Below are 25,474 nucleotides of genomic sequence, written 5' to 3'. Positions count from 1 at the left end.
ATACTGCGTCTGCGTTCACAGCCACCGGAGCTGCGCGTTATAGTCGCACTCTGAATTTCTGCTGCGGGCCGGCCCGCGCGTTACCGTTCCGAGGATTTTCCGATGAAGTTCGAAGGCACCCAGTCCTACGTCGCCACCGACGACCTCAAACTCGCGGTCAACGCCGCCATCACCCTGCAGCGCCCGCTGCTGGTCAAGGGTGAGCCGGGCACCGGCAAGACCATGCTCGCCGAGCAATTGGCCGACGCCTTCTCTGCCCGCCTGATCACCTGGCACATCAAATCCACCACCAAGGCGCACCAGGGCCTGTACGAATACGATGCGGTCAGCCGCCTGCGCGATTCGCAGCTCGATTCCGACAAGGTTCACGACGTTCGCAACTACATCAAGAAAGGCAAGCTGTGGGAGGCGTTCGAATCCGACGAGCGCGTGATCCTGCTGATCGACGAGATCGACAAGGCCGACATCGAGTTCCCCAACGACCTGTTGCAGGAACTCGACAAGATGGAGTTCTACGTTTACGAGACCAACGAGACGATCAAGGCCAAGCAGCGCCCGATCATCATCATCACCTCGAATAACGAGAAGGAACTGCCGGACGCCTTCCTGCGCCGCTGCTTCTTCCACTACATCGCCTTCCCCGATCGCGACACCCTGAAGAAGATCGTCGATGTGCACTACCCCAACATCAGCGGCGAGCTGGTGGCCGAGGCGCTGGACGTGTTCTTCGACGTGCGCAAGGTACCGGGCCTGAAGAAGAAGCCTTCGACCAGCGAACTGGTGGACTGGCTCAAGCTGCTGATGGCCGACAATATCGGCGAAGCGGTGTTGCGCGAGCGCGACCCGACCAAGGCCATCCCGCCGCTGGCCGGCGCTCTGGTGAAGAACGAGCAGGATGTGCAGCTGCTCGAGCGCCTGGCCTTCATGACCCGCCGCGCTTCTCGGTAAACATCGGGCGGCTGCGCGTCGGCCAGGCTGCGTTGAGAGCAGGCTCGCAGTGCTCATGTACAAAAGTACACTGCGCTTGCTCGCCAGCTCTCGCCTTGCCTGGCTCTAGCTCGCTCGCCCTTGCTCCGGCGCGGGCAGTGGCCACAGGCAGTCACAGACTTTCATGAGGGCATAGCATGCTGCTCAACCTATTCAACGAAATGCGCGCGGCCAAGGTGCCGGTGTCGGTGCGCGAGCTGCTCGACCTGATCAATGCGCTCAAGCACAACGTCGTGTTCGCCGACATGGACGAGTTCTACTACCTGGCGCGCGCGATCCTGGTGAAGGATGAACGCCACTTCGACAAGTTCGACCGGGCCTTCGGCGCCTACTTCAAGGGCCTGGAAAACCTCAACGAACACATCGAGGCGATGATCCCCGAGGAGTGGCTGCGCAAGGAGTTCGAGCGCCTGCTGACCGACGAGGAAAAGGCGCAGATCCAGAGCCTCGGCGGCCTGGACAAGCTGATCGAGGAGTTCAAGAAGCGCCTCGAGGAGCAGAAGGAAAAGCACGCCGGCGGCAACAAGTGGATCGGCACCGGCGGCACCAGCCCGTTCGGCTCCGGTGGCTACAACCCGGAAGGCATTCGCGTCGGCGATGCCGGCAAGCGCCAGGGCAAGGCCGCCAAGGTATGGGACCAGCGCGAGTACAAGAACCTCGACGATCAGGTCGAACTGGGCACGCGCAACATAAAGGTGGCACTGCGCCGCCTGCGCAAGTTCGCCCGTCAGGGCGCAGCCGAAGAGCTGGATCTGGACGGCACCATCGACCACACCGCGAAGGACGGCGGCCTGCTCAACATCCAGATGCGCCCGGAACGGCGCAATACGGTCAAGCTCCTGCTGTTGCTGGACATCGGCGGCTCGATGGACGCCCACGTCAAGGTCTGCGAGGAGCTGTTCTCGGCCTGCAAGACCGAATTCAAGCATCTTGAATATTTCTACTTCCACAATTTCATCTACGAGAGCGTGTGGAAGAACAACATGCGCCGCACCAGCGAGCGCACCTCGACGATGGACCTGCTGCACAAGTACGGCGCCGACTACAAGGTGGTGTTCGTCGGCGATGCGGCCATGGCGCCCTACGAGATCACCCAGGCCGGCGGCAGCGTCGAACACTGGAACGAGGAAGCCGGCTACGTCTGGATGAAGCGCTTCACCGAGAAGTTCAAGAAGATCATCTGGATCAACCCCTACCCCAAGGACACCTGGAACTACACCGCCTCCACTGGCCTGGTGCGCGAGCTGATCGAAGATCGCATGTACCCGCTGACCCTGCAGGGGCTGGAGGACGGCATGAAGTACCTGTCCAAGTAAGACTTCAAGCCGCAATGAAAAACGCCGCGAATCCAGTAAAGAATTCGCGGCGTTTTGCTATTCGGTTGCACGCGCCTGACTTGCATATTCCTGCTCCAACCGGCCGAGCATCCTCTCGGTATAGTCGAAACAGTAATCCAGCTTCTCGTGCGCTTTCACATAGTCCACGGCGAACCTGAGCGACATGTCGCTCAGGCATTTCTCGACCAGGGCGCTGCTGATAGGCACCCCCTCTTCTGGCATGTCGGGGATGCGTTCGCGGACGAAATCGGCACTGGTGGCCAGTCGATTGGCATCGACGGCAAAAGCCCAGTCCCGCATGGTCGCCTCATGCAGCGTACCGCCCTGATCCCATCCCTTGGCGAAGCGATCCGCTTCGCCGCAACCGGCGCCCAGCAACAGCACAACCGCAAGAAAGGAGCCGCGCAGTACATCCTTGAGCATGACGCTACCCACGCTTCGAACTCAACGCTTGTCCGCGTCGTTCGGTTTGTTCAGTTCCATGACCGTCTGCGCCGGCGCCTGTACCGGCTCCTCGGCCTTGGCCTCGGCTGGCGCTGCAACAGGAGCAGCCGGTGCACTCGCCTCTTCGCTCGCAGTGTCCTTCTTGCGCAGACCGATACGTTTGAACAGCCAGCCGCCCAGCACCACCGGGATGAACCAGAACTTCTTCAGCAGTACCAGCAACATGGCCAGCAAACCGGTCTTGGCGGCGACCTTGCCAGCTACCAGCGCGCCGAGGCCGTATGCGGCCACGGTATCCAGATCCGGATCGAACTCGGCATAGCGCTGGCCCGGGTTGAACTCGGTCGCAGCCAGCACGGCCGGCACGCTGGCCTCGATTTCTGCCAGTTGATCCATATTGGCGACGAAATTCAGCACCAGCACACCCTTACGGCCCAACACGCGAATGTTGTAATTCAGCGTATTGGCGTCGCTATCGCCGAACTTCAGTTCCTTGGCCCAGTACAGCTTCTTGCCTTCGGCATCGTAGTGCGGCTCGGCGGCCCAGCCGACCAGTTGCACGGCCTCGTAGCCATTCTCTTCACGCCAGGTGTTGGCCTCGTGCATGTCGGCCTGCATGTCCTTGAGCATGTCGCCGTAGTCGATATCGGCGGCGTCCTCATCGGACACGTAGCCGCTGTCTTCATATTCGACGGTCACACCCCAGGATTCATCGGCTAGCGGCGACACGCCAGCCGGCAGGATCATGCCTAGCGGCGGGACGTCATCTGGCGGATTGCCCCAGCCATCGACCAGCAGGCGCTGGGCGTTCTCACCGTCGAGAAACACCAGGGTATCGGGCAGGTTGAGGGTCGCCAGATCGTTGCCCAGGACGACGCGGCCACTCTTGAACTCCAGACTGGCGACGAATTCTTCAGGACTGATGTATTGCGCCGCATCCTCGGTCTCGATGACCTCGGCGTCGACCGCAGCGCTTTCTGGCTCGGTCTCGGGATTGGCGTATGCAATGCAGGTGAACGGCAGGACAGCAGCCAGCGCGGCTGCCAGGATCGAATCCTTGATCGACATGGGAACTCCATAGACACGGGGTAGGTAAATGTAACTGCTTATTACGTTACCACGCGCACGGAACTCGACATGCGTCATACCGCAACTTTTTGCGATTTTCCGCCCCCCTGCAAAGAAGACCACGGAGCACCGCCCCCGCAGGCGATGCTCCGCAGCCAACCTGGCGCCGACCGTGGCTACCGTGCGTGATCCGAACGCCAGGGATCACGCCCCCTCATGCCAACTGGAAGTCGGTGATGGTCACGCTGGTGTGGTCGGTCACACCGACCAGGCGGATACTGCCGCCATCTGCACCGTTGACCGTCACCAATACATCGCTACCAGCATCGGCGATTGACACCCGACTGGCGAAAGTCGCCGCCGTCAGATTGAACGCCGCAATGTTGAGCAGGTCCTGCCCTCCAGCCGGGTTGGCGTCGAAACCAATGATGGTGTCGTTGCCGAAGTTGGGGCCGAATACGAGGATGTCGTTACCCTGATTGGCGTACAGGGTGTCGTTGCCGACACCGCCGATCATGATGTCGTTACCCGCACCACCATCGAGGATGTCGTCACCGTCGCCACCGTCGAGGATGTCGTTGCCACCCTCGCCGAACAGGGTATCGACCCCGCTTCCCCCACTCAGGCTGTCAGCACCAGCACCGCCATACAACAGATCATCCCCCTCCATGCCGTTGAGCACATCGTTACCTCCCAACCCTCTGAGGGTATCGTTGCCCACGCCCCCCACCATCATGTTGGCCAGGCCATTACCACTGGCGACCACGGCGTTGCTGCCAACTTGGACGAACATCTCCACGTTGGCACCCAGGGTGTAACTGGAGGCAGTGGAATACACGGTATCGACCCCTGCGCCAGCAGCCTCGACCACCACATCGCCGGAGTTGTCGACGGAGTAGCTGTCGTTGCCCGCCCCACCAACCAGGCGGTCGGCGCCAGCCCCACCATCGAGTACATCGTTGCCTGCACCGCCGGTGATGGTATTGGCCAGCTCGTTACCATAGCCGGTGAAGTTGCCCGTGCCGATAAAGGTCAGGTGCTCGACGTTAGCCCCCAGGCCGTATTCCTGCAGGGTGGTGCGCACGGTATCGGTGCCGCCACCTGCCGCCTCTATCACTTGGTCGCCCACGTTATCGACGATATAGATGTCGTTACCCAGACCACCGAGCATGACATCGGCGCCGAGGCCGCCATCCAGGGTGTCGTTGCCCGCGCCGCCGTCGAGGATGTCGTTACCGGCCAAGCCGTTGAGCACGTCGTTGCCGCCCAGACCGAGGATATGGTCGTCCAGCGCGGTACCGTTGAGCGTATTGGCCGCGTTGGTGCCCATGATCACCGCACTGGCTACCACCGCGGTGGCCGCCGAGGTCAGCGACTCGAAGGTGCCGCGATTATCGGTGTAGCTGACCTGCACCCGCACCTGTTGGCCGGCCTGAGCCGCCGTCAGGGTGAAGGACTGCGCGGTAGCACCGGCGATATTGCTGAAGCTATCGCCACTGCCGACCTGCCACTGGTAGGCGAAGGTCACACCGACCATACCGTCGGCATCGGCGATCATCGCCGTGGAGGCGATCAGCACCTGACCGACACTGGGCGAAGCATTGTTGAGTTGCGGCAAGCCGGTCGGCGCATCGTTGACGTTGAGCACCGGCGCGGTGACCGCGGACACCAGGCTCTCCGGGTTGCCCCAGTCGTCGTTGAAGCTGACCACTACGCGTAGCGCCAGCCCGACCTGTGCGTCGCCGGGCTGGAAGCTCTGCCCGGTGCCGACCTGCACCCACTCGCCGGCCACCAGCGCCTGCCAGGCGTAGCTGAGCACAGCGAATTCGGTGCCATTGGGATCGCTGACGGTGGCAGCAGCCAGCAGCACCTGGTCCTCGGCCGGCGCCATGTTGCTGATCGACACCGTGCCTTCGGCCGGGCGGTCGATCAACCAGACCACCTGATCAGCGAACTGCAGCCGTTCGATATTGCGGATCAGGTCGGTGCCGTCGGTGCCGACGTTGTCCACCACCAGATAGCTGCCAGTGCCGTCGAAGGTCTCGACCAGCTCGTAGTTGGCGAATGCACCGCTGAACACCGCGGTGTCGATATCGCCCTCCTGATTGCCGTCGAGAATCTCGCGCACGATATGCAGTTGGCTCGGGTTGATCTCACCGGAGAACATCCGCGCCTGGATCTCCTTCATGCTATCGACGCTGAACAACTCGATACTCGGGTCTAGCTTGCTGCGCACGCTAATGCGCACGTTGAGCCAGGCGTCCCCGTCGATCACGTCGTTACCGGCACGTCCCTCGATAACATCGCTGCCGCCCCCACCGAGCAGGATATTGCCGCCGCTGAACACCACCGGGTCGGAGGCATCGTGCGGGTTGTCGCGTGGCTCGGCCATCATCCCGAGTACGGCCTCCAGCCCGGCGATACGGTTCATCCCGGACAGCGTCAGCTCGTGGTTGAACAACGAATTCTCACCGGCCGCGGTGTCATCCACGCGGTCGTCGCCGAACAGCTGATCGTCGTGAATCCAACCGGACAGGCCTTCGACCTGATCGAAGCGGTCGCGCAGGATGTCCTCGAAGTCGGTGGCGAAGATCGGCGTGTTGAGGTCGGAATAGGCCGCCAGGCTATTGTCCTTGTGGATCGCCCAGTCGAAGCCCCACATGCCCTCGTTACGATGGATGCCTGGGCCCTGGACCATGATGTCATCGCCGGACTCGCCGTCGTAGTCGTTGTCGTTGCCGCCACCCATCATCACGTCGTGACCGATGATCGGGCTGTTGAAGAACAACTCAGAGTTGTCGCCGGCCAGGGTGTCGAAACCGGCGCCGCCCTCCAGCCAATCGTCGCCCTCGTTGCCGAGAATGAAGCTGGGCCCGTCGCCGCTGAAGATGAAGTCGTTGTCACGCCCACCGAAGATTTCCTTGCCGTCCGGCCCGCCATAGATGAAGTCCATGCCACCGCCGCCAAACACCAGGTCGAGGCCTGGGCCGGTGTGGATCACGTCGTTGCCGTCGTCGCCATGGATCACGTCGGCGTCGCCGATATCGGTGATGATGTCGTCGCCGGCGCCACCGAAGATATGGTCGATGCCGTAACCGCCCTCCAGGCGGTCGTTGCCGCCGTCGCCCCACAGGGTGTCGTCGCCGGCCCCGGCGATGAGGATGTCGTCGCCGTTGGTGCCGCCCAGCACCACATGGGCATCGCCTGTGTAGCGCAGGTAATTGCTATCCGCTCCGGCTGTGGCTGGATTGTCACGAATAACCAGCGGTGCCAGGGCGTTGAGGATCGGGTTGCTGCCCACCGGATCGGCATACTGTTGACGGTTCATATCCAGTTCGAGGATGTAGTCCACGCGCTGGAACAGCGCCCCCGGCAAGTGCGAGGCGTTGGGGTCGCCCAGGTCGGTGTTGCGCATCACCAGGGCGGCGAAGCTGTTGGCCTCCAGTTCGTTGAGCAGGTTCATGCCCTGAGTACGACTGAGGTAGTAGAAACGGTCGCCGTTCTGCAGGTTCTCCATCTGCACTTCGAAGACGAAGTTGAAGGTGGAACCGAGAATGCCGCCGAATGGCATGTTCTGCTCGGCCAACCCACCGATCCAGAAGTCCACCAGATCCAGCCCGCCCTTGTTCACGGCATACTCGCCGCGCGCGTTGAGGAAGTCATCGCGGTCCGCCGGTGCGCCCGTTCCGCCCAGCACCAGGGCCATGGCGGCATCGCGCTTGGCCTCCAGGGTGGTGGCCGAGGTGATGCTGCTGTGCGTGCCGTAGGCGGCGATAAAGTTGATGATCGAGGCCGGCGTCTTGATGTGCAGGGTGAAGTCGATCCAGCTGTCGTAAGGCTTGAGCTGGCTGTCGCCGGTCATTTCGTAGAACTGCGCACGGGCGTTGTTCAGCGAGGGAACCCCGGTGTCGCGACCGCGGGCAATATTGATCGCCGCCAGGTCCAACGGCAGGCCGACCAGGTTGTTGCGCAGCGCCTCGGTGACGAATTCGTCGATCTCATTGCCAGTCTGCCGGGTCATGCCACGGATGATCGAACCAGCGGCCTGATCGGCGCTGAGGGTGCCGCCCTGGGTGAACTCGATGGGGTTGAGGAAGGCCTCGATCAGGCCGATGTCGCTGGACTGCATGCTGTTGTCCAGGCGCGCCACCGTCTCGTTGAGCATGGAGTGACCGAAGCGATACACCACATGGGCGAACTCGGCAACGATGGCCGGATCGATGTCAGCCGTGTTGGAGAACACGAACACGTCCACCAACGGCTGCACGGTGCGGGCGAATTCCTCGAACACCAGGTGCTGGTACTGCATCTCGTTGACGAAACGAGCGGCCTGGAACAAGCGCTCACCGTTCCAGATCAGCCCATCGGCGCTTGCCGGCACCTCGCTCACCGGTACCAACAGCCACTCGTTGATAAAGGCCAGATCGCCGGTATCGAGAATGGTCTGCTTGTTGGCCTCGACCAGACGATTGTGCTCGGCGTGGAACACATGGTGCACCGCGGTCAGGCCGATATTCTCGTTGCCGCGGCCGTCGCCGGTGATGAAGTGGGCATCGAGCAGTTCGTTGTCGTACTCGAGGTTGCGCCCGGTCATGGGGTTGACCGCCACGGCGTTGCCGGCCACCTCATCGGCATCGGCCACCAATTGGCCGCCGACTATCACCGGTACCGCGTTATGGGCGATATCGTCGAGGAAGGCATGGCCGGTGCGGACAGCCCCCTGGGTGCTGATGGGATTGTCCGGGTCACCCTCTACCTGTACTGGCGGGTTGCCCGGCATGATCAACATGGCAAACCCGTTCTCGCCACGAATGAATTGGCCGTACTCGTCAGTGGCCAGCAGCGGCACATTGGTCACGTCGGCATCGGTGAGGTTGATGCCGAGCATCTCGCGGGCCTGCGCCTTGATATCGGCCCAGGTGGCCAGGCCACCGTTCTGGCCGTCGAGCATATGCCCGGTAGCCATCGGCTTGCCGTCGACCATCACGTACTCACGCAGGAACACCTGGTGCGAGGCGTGCGAGGTGTAGGTCTGGTTCTGGTCGATGAAGGGCGTGGTCTGGTTGGTGTGCTCGCGGATATCGTCAGCCGTGCCGAGAATGCCATCTGCCCCGGGTTGGTTGGTAGCGCGAGTGACCACCATGAAGTTGCTGTGCGAACCCTCGACGTACAGCGGGTCGTCCGGTTGCAGCGGGATATAAACGGTACCACTGCCACCTTTGTTGACCAGATCCAGACCATGGTCGAAGAACTGGCCGAACAGGGTCATCCAGGAGTTGAACGGCGCCGTCAGGCCTTCGTCCGGGGCGATATTGGGGATCACGACCGTGCCGTTTTCCACCACGATGCCGAACTCGTCCAGCAGCGTATCCAGCGCCGCAGAAGCGGCAACGACCGCAGCATCGTCGGCGGCAGCCTCGGCCAGTACGGCCTGGTGGGCAGCAGTGTCGCTGGCCAGTTGTGTGGCTGCTGCCTGCGCCTCCTGGTTGGCAGCCTGCGCGGCAGCAGCAGACTCGGCGGCCACCGTGGCTTTGGCATTGGCATCAGCCTGGGCCTGGGCGGTGGCGATCGCAGCACTGAGGAAGGCCGCCTGGGCAGCGCCCTCGTCGGGCGTACCAATGGCAGCCATGTAGGCCTGCAAGGCCAGGCTCTGCACTTCTACCGCACTGGCGACCACAGCCAGGGCATCGCTATACACCAGAGCGTCCTGATCGGCCTGTGCTTGTGCGGCCGCGGCCGTGGATGCGGCGGCCTGAGCGGCTGCCGTGGAAGCGGCCAGGGTTTCCGCGCTGGCCTGTACCAGGGCGCTGTTGCCAGCGGCGGCGCTTTCGGCCGCTTTCAAGGCGTTGTGCGCCTGCATTACCTGTTGCGCATCGGCAAAGGAGTTTTCCGAGCCAGCGTAATCCAGCGCCGCAATCACCGCCGCCAGGTTACCCAGGCTCTGGTCGACGATCAGGTTGCTGATGGTGCGCGGCTGCGAGTCGACCACGTAGCCGCTGGTCTGGGCATAGCTGGTGCTTTGGCTGCCAGTGGGGAAACCGGGAGGAGCGCCCGGCCCATCGATACCATTTTCTGCATCGCGGAATACCGGATCGAGCAGGCGGGGCATCAGTTGATCGGCCGAGCCATAGTACTGTTGGCCCGGCACCAGATTGTTGTAGGTGCCATCGACGGTGCGCAGGCCCCAGGGCAACAGTGGGTTGCCGACCAGGTCATAGAGCGACTCGCCGGCGGCATGGGCTTCGGAAATCTTGATCTGCTGGAGAATGAAAACAAGATCGGCTTGATTGACGGTTAGAGTGGCCATCTTTGTTCCCTCAATGCTGAGTACAACTGACGTTCAGGTCAGGAAAACCACATGCATACGGCAACATTGCAACGGCGTGGTCGGACGTTGGCGAACAAGTACAGAATGAGAGGGGATGTGGCAGGCAACTGCGCCGCACACCCTGAGTGGTCGGCAAGCTTGAAGCTTGCCGACCACTCAGGGTGGTGGTGGCCCGTGAAAACGCAGCGCGAACAAATCGGCTGGACTGTCCACCGATCGACTTCTGACAACGATGCGCAAAGCCATGGTTTACCTTCCCGGATGAGCACGCTCGAAGTTGCGCGCCCTCTCCTGCGCGGCGACTCCAGCACGCTCACACTCGACTGCAAGGGCCCTGCGGGGGGCCAGGTCAAGCTAAGGTCCAGCCGATGCCGGTACCGCTCTACAGGCATCGTCGCTACTCCAGTCGAGGTGGCAACCGCGATAAAAGCCGCCCCGCAGCGCATCCTGGACTAGCTTGTTGAGACAGGCGTCGACTGATTGCATCGGCTGCCTGCACAAAGCGCTTGTCACCAGCATCGGGGAGCAAGGCGAATGGCCACAGAGGCAAAGGTCGAATCAAATTCGAAGACTTTCGTCGAGCCTGCAGATCAGACCATGGTCGAATCGCCCGACACCTGGCCTCAGCGCCTCTGGCACCCTCTGGCCGGGCTCAACCGCTCGACCCAATTCATCCTGCTCGCCGCATTGATCCTGGGCCTGAGCATGACCTTCGTCGGCAGCCTGGTCAGCCAGCAGATCAAGCTGGCAGCCGCGCACAGCGCCGGCGAAGGTGCGGCCATCTACATGGAGGCCTATCTGGACGAATATGTGCAGGAACTGGCTACAGCAAGCACGCTGAAGCCCGAAAGTGCGCAAGCCATCGATGATCTGATGAAAGAAACCTCGCTCAAACAGCATGTACTCTCGATAAAGATCTGGCTGCCCGATGGGCGCAACGTCTACAGCACCAGCAAGCGACCGGTCTTCTACTATCACCCGGCCGGCCCCATCGCCGAGGCCATGCAGGGCAAGGTGGTCACCCGCCTGAGCCCGCTGGATCATGACGAGCACGCCTACGAGCGCAGCTTCGATCGGCCGCTTTACGAAACCTACGTGCCGCTGCGCGAGTTCGGTAGCGGGAAGATCATCGCCATCGGCGAGTTCTACGAGATGGAGCACGAGATCGGCAGCATCCATCTGCAGGTCTGGGCAATCATCGCCGCCGCTACCCTGGCCATGCTGGTGCTGCTGTTTCTCATTGTCCGCCACGGTGATCGCATCATCGGCAAACAGCAGACGGCCCTGCGCCAGCAGATACATGCACAACTGGCGCTGCATGAGCAAAATGCCACCCTGCAGCGACGCATTGCCACCGCCAGCCAGGAGTTCGCCACGATCAATGAACTCACCCACAGACGTCTGGGCGCCGACCTGCACGATGGTCCGGCGCAGCTCCTGACCCTGATCCTGCTGCGCCTGGATGAGCTGGCGGCATTGTCGACTAGCACGACCAGCGAGCCATTGGAGACCATCCGCAACGCCGCGCAGGAAAGCCTGCGCGAGATTCGCGGTATTTCCCGTGGCCTGGCCCTGCCGGAAATCAACGAGCTGAATCTGGATGAGCTGCTCAAACTGGTGGTGCAACGCCATGAGCAACGCAGCGAAACCAAGGTGCAGCTAGATCTCGGCGAGTTACCCGAGGCGCTGAGTCTTCCCTACAAGATCTGCGTCTACCGGCTGGTACAGGAGGCGTTGAACAACGCCTTCCACCATGCCGGCGGCCAGGGACAGCGGGTCAGCGCCGAGTGCAGGCAGGGCGTACTGGAAGTCCAGGTGGCGGACGCCGGCGCCGGCATCGATCAGGGTCTTCAGGCCGCGACAGGGTCACATCGCTCGCGCCTGGGACTGGTGGGCATGCGCTATCGGGTGGAGTCTCTAGGCGGAACGTTCGAGCTCGAATCGGCCCCCGGGCAAGGCACCCGGGTCACGGCCAGATTCGATTTACACGATGACGAAAACTGCCAGTAACACCTGTGCCGTCACGGCGCACCGATGCCTACCGTCCAGGTCTTGTGGCTTTCCCAATAGCGGCGCACTGCCGCCACCGCCTCGACACGATTGCGCGCATGCAGCTTCTGCATCACGTTGGTCATGTAGTACTTCACCGTCTTCTCGCTCAAGCCCAGCTTGGCCGCCACCTCGCGATTGGTCAGACCGTTGGCGACCTCGCGAATGATCTGTTCTTCGCGGTGGGTGAGATCTACCCCACGCTGCTCGGTCTGGTGCTTGCGGAAGTTGCTCAGCAGGCGCGTCGCCAACGCCGGGGTGATAAAGGTTTCACCCTTGGCCACGGTGCGAATCGCCTGAATCAGCTCGGGACCACTGACACCCTTTAGCACGTAGCCCTGGGCACCGCCCTCCAGAGCCGAATAGGCGTCGTCCTCGGACTCCGATACCGTCAGCATCAACACCTTGACCTTCGGCTGCGCCTTGCTGATGGCGCGTACCGCGGCGAAGGTATCGCCCGGCATGTTGACATCCATCAGCAGCACATCAGGCTGACAGCGCGCGGAAATTTCCCGCGCTTCGTCGGCGCAACCGCCCTGCTCCACCACCTCGAAGTCCTCGACCCGGCCCAGGGTCGCGGCGACCCCCTGCCGTAGCAGTGGATGGTCATCGACTATGCCCACCTTGATCTTGTCGCTCATCGAATATGCTCCCCTCAAGGTTTATACCCTTGTCGCCATGGTGCCGGGCAAAGCCCGGCACCATGCTTCCCGACTCAACTCAACTGGAAGTCCGCTACCGTCACCGTGGTGTGATTGGTGACTCCAACCAGGGTGATGGTGCCGCCATCGACGCCATTGATGGTCACGACCGTGTCATTTCCGGCATCGCCGATAGCGACCCGACTGGCGAAGGTGTCCAGCGTCAGGCCGAAGGCCGCGATGTTCAGCAGATCCTGACCACCTGCCGGATTAGCATCGAAGCCGATGACGGTGTCGTTGCCAAAGTTCGGGCCAAACACCAGGATGTCGTTGCCCTGACTGGCATCCATGAAGTCATCACCAGCGCCACCGGTCATAACATCGTTGCCCAGGCCACCGATCAGCACATCGTTGCCATCGTCACCGTCCAGCAGGTCGTTGCCGACGCCCCCTATCAGGGTGTCGTTACCTTCACCGCCATACAGCACATCGTTGCCACCTGCACCGTTGAGCGTGTCATTGCCGATACCACCGAACATCATATTGGCCAGGCCATTGCCGTTGGCATTGGCACCGTTGGCTCCGACATGCACCAGAATTTCCACATTGGCTCCAAGGGTATAGGTAGCGCTGCTGGAGTACACCGTATCGATGCCTCCGCTGGCAGCTTCGACCGTTACATCTCCCGCAACATCGACGTAATAACTGTCGTTACCCGCGCCACCGACCAGACGGTCGATGCCTGCGCCACCGTCCAGCACGTCGTCTCCGGCCCCGCCGGTGAGGGTGTTGTTGAGGGCATTACCGGTACCGCTGAAGTTGCCGACGCCGATGAAGGTGAGATGCTCCACGTTGTCGCCCAGGGTGTAACTGGACAGCGTGGTGCGCACCGTGTCGGTTCCTGCACCAATGCCCTCCACAACCTGGTCGCCCACACTGTCGACCACATAGGTGTCGTTGCCGACACCGCCGGTCATGAGGTCGTCGCCCTCGCCGCCGTTGAGCGTGTCGTTACCGGCACCGCCTTCCAGCACATCGTCACCGGCCAGGCCGTTGAGCACGTCGTTACCGCTGCCGCCGACGATCTGGTTGGCCAGCTCGTTGCCGTTGCCGGTGAACGCTCCGCCGTTGATCTTGACCAGATTCTCGACGTTGGCCCCCAGGGTGTAGGTGGCCAGGGTAGTGCGTACCGTATCGATGCCCTCATCGGCCTCTTCGATCACCTGATCGCCAACTGCATTGACCACGTAGATGTCATTGCCGCTTCCCCCACGCATGAGGTCATTGCCCGCGCCACCATCGAGGAAGTCGTTGCCGCTGCCTCCGATCAGGGTGTCATTGCCGGCCCCGCCGAGAAGGATGTCATCGCCATCGCCCCCCTCGAGCAGGTCATTGCCGGCGCCACCATCAAGGGTATCGTCGCCGTCCATGCCCTGCAGGGTATCGTTGCCTCCCAGGCCATTGAGCACGTCGTTGCCCACATTGCCCTGCATCACGTTGGCCAGCGCATTACCGTTGGCCACAGTGCTGCCAGCCCCGCCATGAATCAGGTTCTCGACATTGGCACTCAGGGTGTAATTAGCCAGGGTCGAGTACACCGTGTCGGCGCCAGCGCCTGCCGCTTCCACCACCACATCGCCGGCATCGTCGACGTAGTAGAAGTCGTTACCGGCGCCACCGACCATGCGGTCTGCGCCCGCCCCACCATCGAGCACATCGTTGCCTGCGCCACCAGTGATGGTGTTGGCCAGCGCATTGCCGGTTCCGACGAAATTGCCTGCACCGATGAAGGTCAGGTGTTCGAGGAATGTAGCCAGGGTGTAGTTGTTCAGCGTTGTGCGCACAGTGTCGGTGCCGCCTCCCTCCTCCTCGATCAGCTGGTCGCCGAGGCTGTCGACCACGTAGGTGTCGTTGCCAGCACCCCCGATCATCAGGTCGTCACCTTCGCCACCATTGAGGGTGTCATTACCGACACCGCCCTCCAGCACGTCATCCCCGGCCAAACCATTGAGCGTGTCGTTACCGCTGCCGCCGACGATATGGTTGGCCAAAGCGTTGCCGGTACCGGTGAAGTTGCCGCCATTGATCTTGAACAGGTTCTCGACATTGGCTCCCAGGGTGTAGCTGGCCAGCGTCGTGCTGACCGTATCGGTCCCACCATCTACCTCCTCGACTACCTGATCGCCAGCGGCATTGACCACATAGCTGTCGTCTCCGGCGCCACCGACCATGGTGTCGTTGCCGATACCGCCATCGAGCAGGTCGCTGCCATCGCCACCCTGCAAGGTATCGTTGCCGGCGCCACCGCTGAGCACATCATCGCCAACCCCACCGATGATGGTGTTGGCCAATCCGTTACCGGTACCAGTGAAGGCATCCGTGCCGAGGTAGGTCAGGTGCTCGACATTGGCGCCCAGGGTGTAGCTGGCCAGCGTGGTGCGAACCAGATCCGTACCACCGCCCGCACCTTCCACGACCTGATCACCGACTTCGTCGACCTCATAGGTGTCGTTGCCAGCACCCCCGATCATGATGTCGGCGCCCGCGCCACCGATCAGGGTGTCATTACCCGCCCCGGCGTTGAGCGTGTCGTTACTGCCGCCACCGACGATGACGTTGGCCAGGGCGTTACCGGTTCCGACGAACGCGCCTGCCCCGATGTAGCTGAGATTCTCCACGTTGGCGCCCAGCACGTAACTGGCCAGAGTGGTGAGCACGGTATCGTTGCCTGCATTGGCCGCCTCGATAACCTGATCGGCGAAATTATCCACCATATAGGTGTCGTCGCCGCCACCACCGCTCATGCTATCTGCACCCACGCCCCCATCGAGCAGATCATTGCCGGCACCACCCTGGAGCATGTCGTTTCCGCCACCGCCACTCAGGCTGTCATTGCCGGCTCCGCCTGCTATCTGGTTGTCCAGATCGTTGCCACTGCCGTTGAAATCCCCTTCTCCAACGAACGCCAGATTTTCCAGGTTGTCGCCCAAGCTGTAGCTGTTCAGAGTAGTGAGCACGGTATCCGTACCGCCACCCAGCTCTTCGATCACCTGATCGCCCAGGCTATCGACCACAAAGGTGTCGTTGCCGGCACCGCCGATCATCTGGTCATCGCCCTCGCCGCCATTGATCAGGTCATCGCCGGCGCCACCATCGAGGATGTCGTTGCTGGCCAGCCCGAAGATGCTGTCATTACCGCCCAGCCCTTCGAGCAGATCGACACCCGGCGTACCGATCATCACATCGTTGCCTTCGGTACCTACTGCACCGAGGCCGAGAATGACTGCGGACGAGGTGACGAACTCCAGCGTATTGCCGTTGTCGGTGTAGCTGACAACGACGCGGAGCATCTGACCGGCCAGCGCCTGACCGGGAAGGAAGGTCGCACTGTTGGCCCCAGGGATATTGGCGAAGCTCTGACCATCGCCAGCTTGCCATTGATAGTGGAACTCGACGCCATCGAGCCCATCCGCATCAGTAAACGCAGGAGTCGCTTCAATCTGCTGACCGGTGATAGGCTCCAGATTGCTGAGCAGTACGGTTCCCAGCGGCAGATCGTTCGGATCGCCACCTTGCACGACCAGACTGGTCGGCGCCGAGAACACGGTTTCCAGCACGCCATGAGCGTCCTTGTAGATCGCCTTGACGCGCAGGGCCAGGCCCTCGAGTTCGGGGGTCACGGTGAAGTTCGGGCCGGTGGCACGGGCGGCCTCGCCGCCGATGTTTTCCGTCACGATATCTTCGAAGGTACCGTCGCCCTCAGGATCCACCTGCCAGTAGTAGCTGATGGGCCCGGTTAGCGAACCACCCAGGTTACTGGCGCTGACGTTATCGCCATCAGTTACCCAGGCTGCCGAGACGCTGAGCACCTGGCCGACACTGGGCGAGCCGTCGCTGATACGCAGCACGCCTTCCACCTCGGCATTGCGTCCTTCGACCAGCACCATGGCCTGGTCATTGAACTGGATGCGCTCGATATTGCGGATCATGTCCGCGCCATCGGCGCCGACCGCATCGAACTGGCCGTCGCCATCGTTGTCCACGGGCGCCGGGCCGATATGACGCACGCCCCACAGGCCGTCGCCCCACTCGATCACTTCATACTCGGACATCAGCCCCGAGTAGACCGCCGTGTCGAAGGAGTGCCCAAGGTTGTTCGAGTCGACCGTGCCGGACATCAGCTCGCGGACGATGACCAGTTGCCCCGGGTTGTAGGTGCCATTGAGCATCAGCGGGATCATCGGCACCATGCTGTTGAAGGTGGCGATTTCCGGGCCCGTGCCGTCGAGGTTCTGCCGCACGCTGATGCGCACGTTGAGCCACATGTCGCCGTCGATCAGGTCGTCGCCGCCGTTACCGGCGATCAGATCGCTGCCATTGCCGCCGAGGATGATATTGCCCGCGCCAAAGGAGGTGACCTCGCCGGAGGTGGTCAGTGGATCGGCCAGTTGATTGATGAACGCCCGCAAGCCGTCGACCATGTCCATATAGTCGTCGCTCAGCACGCTGCCGTAGGCACCGGACATGGCAATGGCCGTGGCGTCGCGGTCGTCGCCGTTGAGGATATCGGCATGGTGCGAGCCGGACAGCCCTTCCATGAACTCGAAGCGCGCCAGCACCGACACATCGGACGGCGCCACCGGTGTTTCGTCGAAGGCGCGCAGGCGGAAGTCGACGTTGACCCCGAACGGATCGTCGCGGAAGCCCGCCCAGTCGAAGCCGGAGCCACCGACGTAGCGATCACCCTCGCCGCCGTTGCCGAACATGATGTCGTCACCGCCCTCGCCGTCCATGCGGTCGATGATGCCGAACTCGCCGATGAACACGTCATGGCCGATCACGTCGTCCAGGCCGAACTCGTTGAAGTTGTCGCCGCCGTTACCGTCGGGACCGCCCAGTTCCAGCCAGTCGTTGCCTTCGTTACCGAACTGCGCCTCGTTGCCGCGGGTGCCGAGGATGAAGTCGTCGCCAGGGCCACCGAAGATCTCCGTGCCGTCCTCGCCTGATATGACGAAGTCCTTGCCATGGCCGGCCATCACCAGGTCGAAGCCGTTGCCCGTATGGATCACGTCGTTGCCTTCACCCGCGCGGATCACATCGTCGCCGCCCATGTCGGTGATGATGTCGTCGCCGGCCCCGCCCATGATGAAGTCGTTGCCGAAGCCGCCCTCCAGGCGGTCGTTGCCAGCGTCGCCCCACAGGGTGTCGTCGCCGATGCCGCCCACCAAGGTGTCATTGCCGTCCGTGCCGCCGAGCACCACGTGCTCGCCGCCGCTGTACTGCAGGAAGTTCGGCCCGCGCATCACCTCTGGCAGCAACGGGTTGTCGCCTTCCGGATCGGCGCGGCCATCATCGCCCAGGCCGGTGTACTGCTTGCTCTGATCCACCTCGAGGATAAAGCCCGGGGTGGAGAAGATATCCCCCGGCAGGTGCGTGGCATCGGTGTTGGCCATGACGATGCGCGAGAAGAAGTTGTTCTCCATCTCGGTGAGCATGTTCAGGCCGGCCAGGCGCTCCAGGTAGTAGAAGCGGTCGGCATCCTGCAAAGCCTCCATCTGCGTCTCGAAGACGAAGTTGAAGGTGGAGCCGAGCATGCCGCCGAAGGGCATGATCTTCTCGGCCAGGCCGCCGATCCAGAAGTCGATGGCGTTGACCCCGGTAGTGGCCGCCGGACCGTAAAGGAAGGCGGCACGGTTGACGCCAGCACCATCGGCATCGAATAAGCGCTCCTCGGCGGTTCCCTCGTTGATCAACGCCGTGCCGCCGAATACCAGGGCGAAGGCCACCGCCCGCTTCTCGGCCAGGGTATTGACGTCGAGAGCCAGCAATGCCTCATGCGTACCATAGGCGGCGATGAAGTTGACCAGCGAGGTCTGGTGCTTGAGGTTCATGGCGAAGTCGACCCAGCTGGTGTACGGCTTGAGCTGGGTATCGCCGGTCATGTTGTAGAACTCCTGACGCGCCGCGTTGAGCGACGGCACCCCGGTATCGCGACCACGGGCCAGGTTGATCGCCGCCAGGTCCAGCGGCAGGCCAAGCAGGTTATTGCGCAGGGCCTCGGTGACGAACTCGTCGATCTCGTTGCCGAGCTGCCGGGTCATGCCGCGTGCCAGGGCGCCAGCGGCTTCTTCCGCCGAGACGGTGATGTATTCCGGATTGCCCGGTCCCACTGGCTGGAGCGGATCGAAGTCCGGATTTCTCAGCTGGTTGAACATCAGTGGATTGAGGAAGGCCTCGATCAGCCCCAGCTCGCTGGAGACGAAGTTCGGGTCGAAGCGATCCACTGTCTCGGTCAGCATCGAGTGGCCGAAGCGGTATACCACGTGGGCAAACTCGGCGAGGATCGCCGGGTTGAGGGTGCTGTCGTAGACCTGGGTGGCGTTGAAGAACACGTCCACCTGCGGCTGCACCTTGCGCGCGAACTCCTCGAACACCAGGTGCTGATACTGCATCTCGGTGGCGAAACGCGCGGCCTGAAACAGCCGCTCGCCGTTCCACACCAGGCCGTCCGGGCTGCCCGGCAGGCTGCTCACCGGCTCCAGCAACCACTGGTTGATGAAGTCGATATCGTTGGAGGCCAGCACCACGTCCTTGGTATGCGCGACCACGCGGTTGTGCTCGGCGTGGAACACATGGTGAATGGCGGTCAGGCCGATATTCTCGTTGCCGCGGCCGTCGCCGGTAATGAAGTGGGCATCGAGCAGCTCATCGTCGTAGGTATTGCCGCTGCTCTGCCCGCCGCCGAGGGTCAGCCCCACGGCATCGTCGCCGTCGGCGGTCTTCAACGCGCCAGTCTGGCTGTTGAAGGGATTGGCGTTATGCGCAATATCGTCGAGGAAGGCGTGATTGGTGCGAATCACATCGTTGGGCACCTCCACCCCACCCGGCCCGGCGGAAACCAGACCACCACCGGTGACGAACTGCGGATAGCCGTTGCCACCCGGGATGAACTTGCCGTACTGGTCGGTGGCCAGCAGCGGCACGTTCACCACATCGGCATCGCTCAGCACGATGCCCAGCATATCGAGCGCCTGGGCCTTGATTTCGGCCCAGGTCGGCAGGCCGCCATCGGCGCCATTGAGCAGGCGCCCGGTAGCCACCGGGCCGTCGTCGGTCATGGCGTACTCGCGCAGGAACACCTGGTGCGAGGCATGCGAGGTGTAGGTCTGGTTCTGGTCGACGAAAGGCGTGGTCTGGTTGACATGCACATGCACGTCATCGGAGGTGCCAAGTACACCGTCCGTACCGGCCAGCACCGCCTGGTTGGTGGCACGCGTCAGTACCATGAAGTTGGCCGAGCCACCCTCGACATAGAGCGGATCATCAGGCTGCAGCGGGATGAACACCGTGCCGTTGCCGCCCTTGTTGACCAGGTCCAGGCCATGATCGAAGAACTGGCCGAACAGGGTGAACCAGGAGTTGAAGCCCGCCGACAGCCCCTCGTCCGGCGCGCTGTTGGGAATGAACAGCGGCACCCCGCCCGGGATCGGCTGGCCGTTGAGATCCAGCAGTACGCCGTTTTCGTCCAGAGTACCCAGGCCGGCATCGACATAGGCCTGCACCGCCGCCAGGTTGGTGATGGTCTGGTCGACGATCAGGTTGGAGATGGTCCGCGGGTCGGCGTCCACCACATCGCTCGGCGAGGCAGGGTTGGTCGGATCGTAGGCATAGTTGCCATTGACGAACACACCGCCCGGCGCCGGGCCATTAAGATCGATGCTGTCGCCATCGCTATCGTTGATGAAGTGCTGCGTCGTCGAGGTCGGGAACGGCTGATCCGCCGCGCCGAAGTACTGCTGCCCCGGCACCAGGTTGTTGAACGAGCCATCCACCGTACGCAGCCCCCAGGGCAGGCGTGAGTTGGGGATGATGTCCATCAGGTCCTCGCCGGCGGCATGGCGCTCGGCAATGATGATCTGGTCGAGGATGAACTGCAGGTCGGAGCGAATCATCCGCAGGCCATTGCCGGGACTGACCACATCGCTTTCCGTCGGCAGCGGGGGCGGCGGCAAGGGTATAGAGCCGCCAGCCACCGGCTGGGTGGCAGCGGAAGACACTCGCTCCAGCACACCGTTATCGTCCTGGTAGGTGGCGATCACACGGATTGCCAGACCATCCAGATCGGGGGTGACGCGATAGGAAACGCCATCCTGGGTGGACGGCCGGGCGCCGCCCTCGACGATGATGTCCTGGAAGATGCCCGAGCCGGGCTCTGCCTCATACTGCCAGACATAGCTGACTGGCCGACCGGTGATCAGCCCTCCGGCATTGTCCGCATCCGCGACTCCAGCAGCCGAAACCCGCAGCAATTGACCGACCGCCGGGGTGCTATCGGGATTACCACTGCCAGCATCGAGAATTTGCAGCGTGCCCGTGGGCGAGAAATTGCCGCCCTGCTGGGTACCGGCCACTTCGTCGACAAACTGGCCGCCGACCCGCACCAGTGCACTGTCGGCAAACTGGATGCGCTCGATATTGAGCAGACGGTCGGTGCCTTCGTCGCCGACGTTGTCGGTGACGATGGTCACGCCAGCAAGCGTGGTCACCGTGTAGTTCTCACGCGGGCCGGCATACAACGCAGTATCGAAGCTATCGGCGCTGTCGAGAATCTCGCGCACGATCATCAGTTGCCCAGGGTTGTAGGTGCCGTCGAGCATCAGGTGCATCATGTCCTTCATGCTGCTGAAGGACGCGATTTCCGGGCCGGTAGGGTTACCGTCGGCATCCATCCCGGCGCGCACGCTGATGCGTACGTTGAGCCAGCGGTCGCCGTCGAGCAGGTCGTCGCCACCGCGTCCCTCAAGCACGTCGCTACTGCCGCCGCCGAGGATGATGTTGCCGCTGCCGAACGAGCTCTGCGGCGCCCCGAAGAACTCGGTGAGCATCTGCTGCATGCCGGCGATACGGGCGATACCCTCGGCCGTCAGTACGCTGCCGCGGGCACCGGCCTGGGCGATCAGCGCCGCGTCGGCGTTATCGCCGCGCAGGATATCGGCATGGGCCGAACCGGACAGGCCTTCCACCTCGGCGAAACGGTCGAGGATACCGGCATTAGACGGTGCCACCGGCGGTTCGACGAAGTCGTCGACAATCAGGTCGACCTTCACTCCAAAGGGGTCGTTCTTGTACACCGCCCAGTCGAAACCAGAGCCGCCGTCGAAATGGTCGGCGCCTTCGGAGCCGACCATGATGTCGTCGCCACCCTCGCCTATCACCTCGTCGAAGCCGGGCCCGGTGATGAACACGTCATGGCCATTCACGCTATCGCTGGCAAAAGGTTCCAGGTTGTCGCCAGGCGCGCCGTCCTGGGTGCCGATTTCGATCCAGTCGTCGCCCTCGTTGCCCATGGTCTGCAGGTTGCCCTTGGCGCCGAGGATAAAGTCGTTACCGGTGCCGGCAAAGACCTCGGAAACGTCCTCACCGGTGATGATGAAGTCGTGGCCATGGCCGCCGAGGATCAGGTTGAAGCCGTTGCCACCGTGGATCACGTCGTTGCCGTCGCCACCCTTGAGCACATCGTCGCCACCCTTGTCGGTGATGATGTCGTCGCCGACCCCGCCTTCGATCACGTCGTTGCCGTCGCCGCCTTCCAGGCGGTCGTTGCCGCCGTCGCCCCACAGGGTGTCGTCACCGATGCTGCCGATCATCACGTCGTCGCCTGCGGTGCCGCCAAGCACAACGTGCTCGTCGCCGGTGTAACGCAGGTAGTTGGTTTCGACCTCCGGCGTCTCCGGGTTGTCGCGGATCACCAGGGGGATCAGCGGATTGTCGCCAACCGGGTCGGCGCTACCGAGACCGTCGTTGAACTGCGCCGACTGATTCACCTCGAGGATCAGCCCCGGCCTGGAGAAGATATCCGCCGGCAGGTGCACCGCATCGGTATGGCGCATCACCAGCTTGGCGAAGGAGTTGTCCTCCATCTCGGTGAGGAAGTTGAGGCCATCCAGGCGCGCCAGGTAGTAGAAGCGGTCGCCATTCTGCAACGCCTCCATCTGCGTCTCGAAGACGAAGTTGAAGCTGGAACCGAGCATGCCGCCGAAGGGCATGATCCGTTCGGCCAGGCCGCCGATCCAGAAATCGATGTCGTTGACCCCGGTGCTGGCAGCCGGCCCGTTGAGGAAGGCCATGCGCGCGTCGTCGGAAATCGCCCCGCCGCCGAACACGATATCCATGGCCGCGGCGCGCTTGGCAGCCAGCCCTACGGCGCTGGTGATGCTGATATGAGTACCGTAGGCGGCAATGAAGTTGATCAGCGACTCCGGATGTTTCAGGTGCAGGGCGAAATCCAGCCAGCTGGTGTAGGGCTTGAGCTGGCTGTCGCCGGTCATGGCATAGAACTCGGCGCGTGCCTCGTTCAGCGACGGCACGCCGGTGTCGCGACCGCGGGCGATATTGATCGCCGCCAGGTCCAGCGGCAGGCCGAGCAGGTTGCTGCGCAGGGCACCGGTGACGAACTCGTCGATCTCGTTACCCAGTTGCCGGGTCAGCCCACGCACGATGGCGCCGGCAGCTTCTTCGGGCGTCAGCGTGCCGTTGTCATTGAACGCCAGCGGGTTGAGGAAGGCCTCGATCAGCCCCATGCTGCTGTCGTTCTGGAAGCTCGGATCGAAGCGATCCACGGTCTCGGTCAGCATCGAGTGACCGAAGCGATACACGGTGTGGGCGAACTCGGCCATGATCGCCGGGTTGATCGTGGCGTCGTAACCATTGGGGATAAGGAACTCGTCCACCAGCGGCTGCACCTTGCGCGCGAATTCCTCGAACACCAGGTGCTGGTACTGCATCTCGGTACCGAACTTGGCGGCCTGGAACAGGCGTTCGCCGTTCCATACCAGGGTCGACAGATCGGCCGGAATCGCGCCGACCGGCTGCAGCAGCCACTGATTGAGGAAGGCGATATCACCGTCGGCGGCGGCCTGCAGGGCCACGTCCTTGGTGTGTTCGACCAGGCGGTTGTGCTCGGCGTGGAACACATGGTGCACGGCGGTCAGGCCGATGTTCTCGTTGACCCGGCCATCGCCGGCCATGAAGTGGGCGTCGAGCAGTTCATCGTCGTAGGTGCCCGCCAGGCCGTCATTGACCCCGGCCACACCATCGGCATCTGCCACCAGCGGCGCGCCGGTCTGGCTGTTGAACGGGTTGGCCGAATGGGCGATGTCATCTAGGAAGCCATGACCGGTGGTCAGCGCCAGGGAGGCGTCCACTGGTGCATCCAGGCTGGCCTCGACCAGGCCGCCGGCGGTAACCAGTTGCGGCAGGCCATTGGCGCCCGGGATGAAGTTGCCGTACTGGTCGGTGGCCAGCAACGGCACCCGGCCGACGTCTTGATCGTCCAGCTCGATGCCCAGCACGTCGCGAGCCTGGGCCTTGAGCACTCCCCAGGTGGCCATGCCGCCCAGTTCCACGTCATCCTCAGTGCCGAAGATGCCGTCTGCCCCCAGGTCGCGGTTGGTCAGCAGCTTGCCGGTGGCCATGGGTTGGCCGTCCACCAGCACATAGGCGCGCAGGAACACCTGGTGCGAAGCGTGGGAACTATAGGTCTGATTCTGGTCGACGAACGGCGTGGTCTGGTTGACGTGCACGCGGTTGCCGTCCGCGTCCACCTCGACGCTGGCGCGGGTGATGACCATGAAGTTGGTCTGTGGCGTGGCCGGGTTGTACAGCGGGTCGTCCGGCAGCAACGCAATGAAGACAAAGCCGTTGCCGCCCTTGTTGACCAGGTCCAGACCATGGTCGAAGAACTGGCCGAAGAAGGTGAACCAGGTGTTGAAGCCGGCCGAAAGCCCTTCGTCCGGCGCAGTATTGGGGATAAATAACGACTGGCCGGCAGGAATCGCCACCCCGTCGAGGTCCAGCACGGTGCCAACGGGATAGGGATTGCCATCCGGGTCCAGCTGGCTACCGTCGGCAAGCACGCCCATCCCGGCATCAATGAAAACCTGTACCGCCGCCGGGTTGCTGATGGTCTGGTCGACGATCAGGTTGGAGATAATCCGTGGGTCGGCATCGGCCACGTTACCAGCGGCGCCGTAGTCGGTGTTGGTCACCAGCCCACCCGGCGCCGGACCGTTCATATCGAAGGTGTCGCCGTCCTGGTCGTTGCGGAACTGTTGGTCCAGTAACAGGAGGAACTCCTGGTCGGCGGCGCCCCAGAAGGTACGGCCCTCCACCAGATTGTTGTAGCTGCCATCCACTGTACGCAGCCCCCAGGGCACCTGGGAGTTGGGCAGCAACTCGCTCAGGCTCTGTCCGGCGGCATGCGTCTCAGCAATGAAAATCTGCTGCAGGATGAACTCGAGATCGGATTTGATGAAATTGGCCATTTCCTTCCACCTCTGATGCCCAGCAGCTGAATGCGCAAAGTCGGAGGAATCCCTGGCACAGAAGCAGCCCACCCCGTCCGTTGCGCATCACGCAATCGTCAGAGCGTTCCCGGGATAGAGGCCAAACGCTGCCACACCGATATGCTGGGCTAATCGGCGTGCAATCAGTATTTGGTATGTCCCTATGCTGAAGCTGGCACGAAGCCTAGCGTCAGAAATCAGGCAGTATTAGACCCGTGCAATTGCGGGTCGGCGAAATGCCCTGGCAAAGACGCCTCAGGCGTCCGGTAAAACATG

The 25,474-nt window shown here is 62.6% G+C and carries 8 protein-coding genes; 3 read left to right on the top strand and 5 right to left on the bottom strand.

Going from position 1 to position 25,474, the window contains the following annotated elements:
- Positions 1-102 precede the first annotated feature (102 nt).
- Positions 103-948 (top strand): AAA family ATPase, encoded by an 846-nt coding sequence (locus BM186_RS07780; protein WP_072424653.1) that lies wholly within the window; start codon positions 103-105, stop codon positions 946-948.
- Between the two features lie 176 nt (positions 949-1,124).
- Positions 1,125-2,303 carry a vWA domain-containing protein gene (locus tag BM186_RS07775; RefSeq protein ID WP_072424652.1) on the top strand — a complete coding sequence of 393 codons (1,179 nt, stop codon included), beginning with the start codon at positions 1,125-1,127 and terminating at the stop codon, positions 2,301-2,303.
- A 57-nt stretch (positions 2,304-2,360) separates the two neighbouring features.
- Here BM186_RS07775 and BM186_RS07770 read toward each other — a convergent pair whose 3' ends face one another.
- The 3 genes from BM186_RS07770 to BM186_RS07760 form a co-directional block, all read right to left on the bottom strand.
- Positions 2,361-2,747 (bottom strand): hypothetical protein, encoded by a 387-nt coding sequence (locus BM186_RS07770; protein ID WP_241519846.1) that lies wholly within the window; start codon positions 2,745-2,747, stop codon positions 2,361-2,363.
- Between the two features lie 21 nt (positions 2,748-2,768).
- Positions 2,769-3,836 carry a DUF2167 domain-containing protein gene (locus BM186_RS07765; protein ID WP_074914344.1) on the bottom strand — a complete coding sequence of 356 codons (1,068 nt, stop codon included), beginning with the start codon at positions 3,834-3,836 and terminating at the stop codon, positions 2,769-2,771.
- A 214-nt stretch (positions 3,837-4,050) separates the two neighbouring features.
- Positions 4,051-10,143 carry a peroxidase family protein gene (locus tag BM186_RS07760; protein ID WP_074914341.1) on the bottom strand — a complete coding sequence of 2,031 codons (6,093 nt, stop codon included), beginning with the start codon at positions 10,141-10,143 and terminating at the stop codon, positions 4,051-4,053.
- Between the two features lie 555 nt (positions 10,144-10,698).
- Here BM186_RS07760 and BM186_RS07750 point away from each other — a divergent pair.
- Positions 10,699-12,174: a sensor histidine kinase gene (locus tag BM186_RS07750; RefSeq protein WP_074914336.1), complete on the top strand. Its 1,476-nt coding sequence runs from the start codon at positions 10,699-10,701 to the stop codon at positions 12,172-12,174.
- 11 nt (positions 12,175-12,185) lie between these two features.
- On the opposite strand, the gene BM186_RS07745 is transcribed toward BM186_RS07750, so the two are convergent.
- Entirely contained in the window at positions 12,186-12,854 is a 669-nt protein-coding gene (locus BM186_RS07745; protein ID WP_021490029.1) for a response regulator, read from the bottom strand.
- Between the two features lie 74 nt (positions 12,855-12,928).
- Positions 12,929-25,177, bottom strand: coding sequence for a peroxidase family protein (locus BM186_RS07740; RefSeq protein ID WP_074914333.1), 12,249 nt, complete (start codon positions 25,175-25,177; stop codon positions 12,929-12,931).
- Between the last annotated feature and the right edge of the window lie 297 nt (positions 25,178-25,474).

Source organism: Ectopseudomonas toyotomiensis (assembly GCF_900115695.1).
Taxonomy (GTDB): Bacteria; Pseudomonadota; Gammaproteobacteria; order Pseudomonadales; family Pseudomonadaceae; genus Aquipseudomonas; species Aquipseudomonas toyotomiensis.
Note: the sequence above shows the minus strand (reverse complement) of the source record. Positions and strands in the feature narration are given on the sequence as shown.

Coding starts and splice junctions, on each gene's coding strand:
- BM186_RS07780 (WP_072424653.1), top strand. CDS start 103: ATGAAGTTCGAAGGCACCCAGTCCTACGTCGCCACCGACGACCTCAAA.
- BM186_RS07775 (WP_072424652.1), top strand. CDS start 1,125: ATGCTGCTCAACCTATTCAACGAAATGCGCGCGGCCAAGGTGCCGGTG.
- BM186_RS07770 (WP_241519846.1), bottom strand. CDS start 2,747: ATGCTCAAGGATGTACTGCGCGGCTCCTTTCTTGCGGTTGTGCTGTTG.
- BM186_RS07765 (WP_074914344.1), bottom strand. CDS start 3,836: ATGTCGATCAAGGATTCGATCCTGGCAGCCGCGCTGGCTGCTGTCCTG.
- BM186_RS07760 (WP_074914341.1), bottom strand. CDS start 10,143: ATGGCCACTCTAACCGTCAATCAAGCCGATCTTGTTTTCATTCTCCAG.
- BM186_RS07750 (WP_074914336.1), top strand. CDS start 10,699: ATGGCCACAGAGGCAAAGGTCGAATCAAATTCGAAGACTTTCGTCGAG.
- BM186_RS07745 (WP_021490029.1), bottom strand. CDS start 12,854: ATGAGCGACAAGATCAAGGTGGGCATAGTCGATGACCATCCACTGCTA.
- BM186_RS07740 (WP_074914333.1), bottom strand. CDS start 25,177: ATGGCCAATTTCATCAAATCCGATCTCGAGTTCATCCTGCAGCAGATT.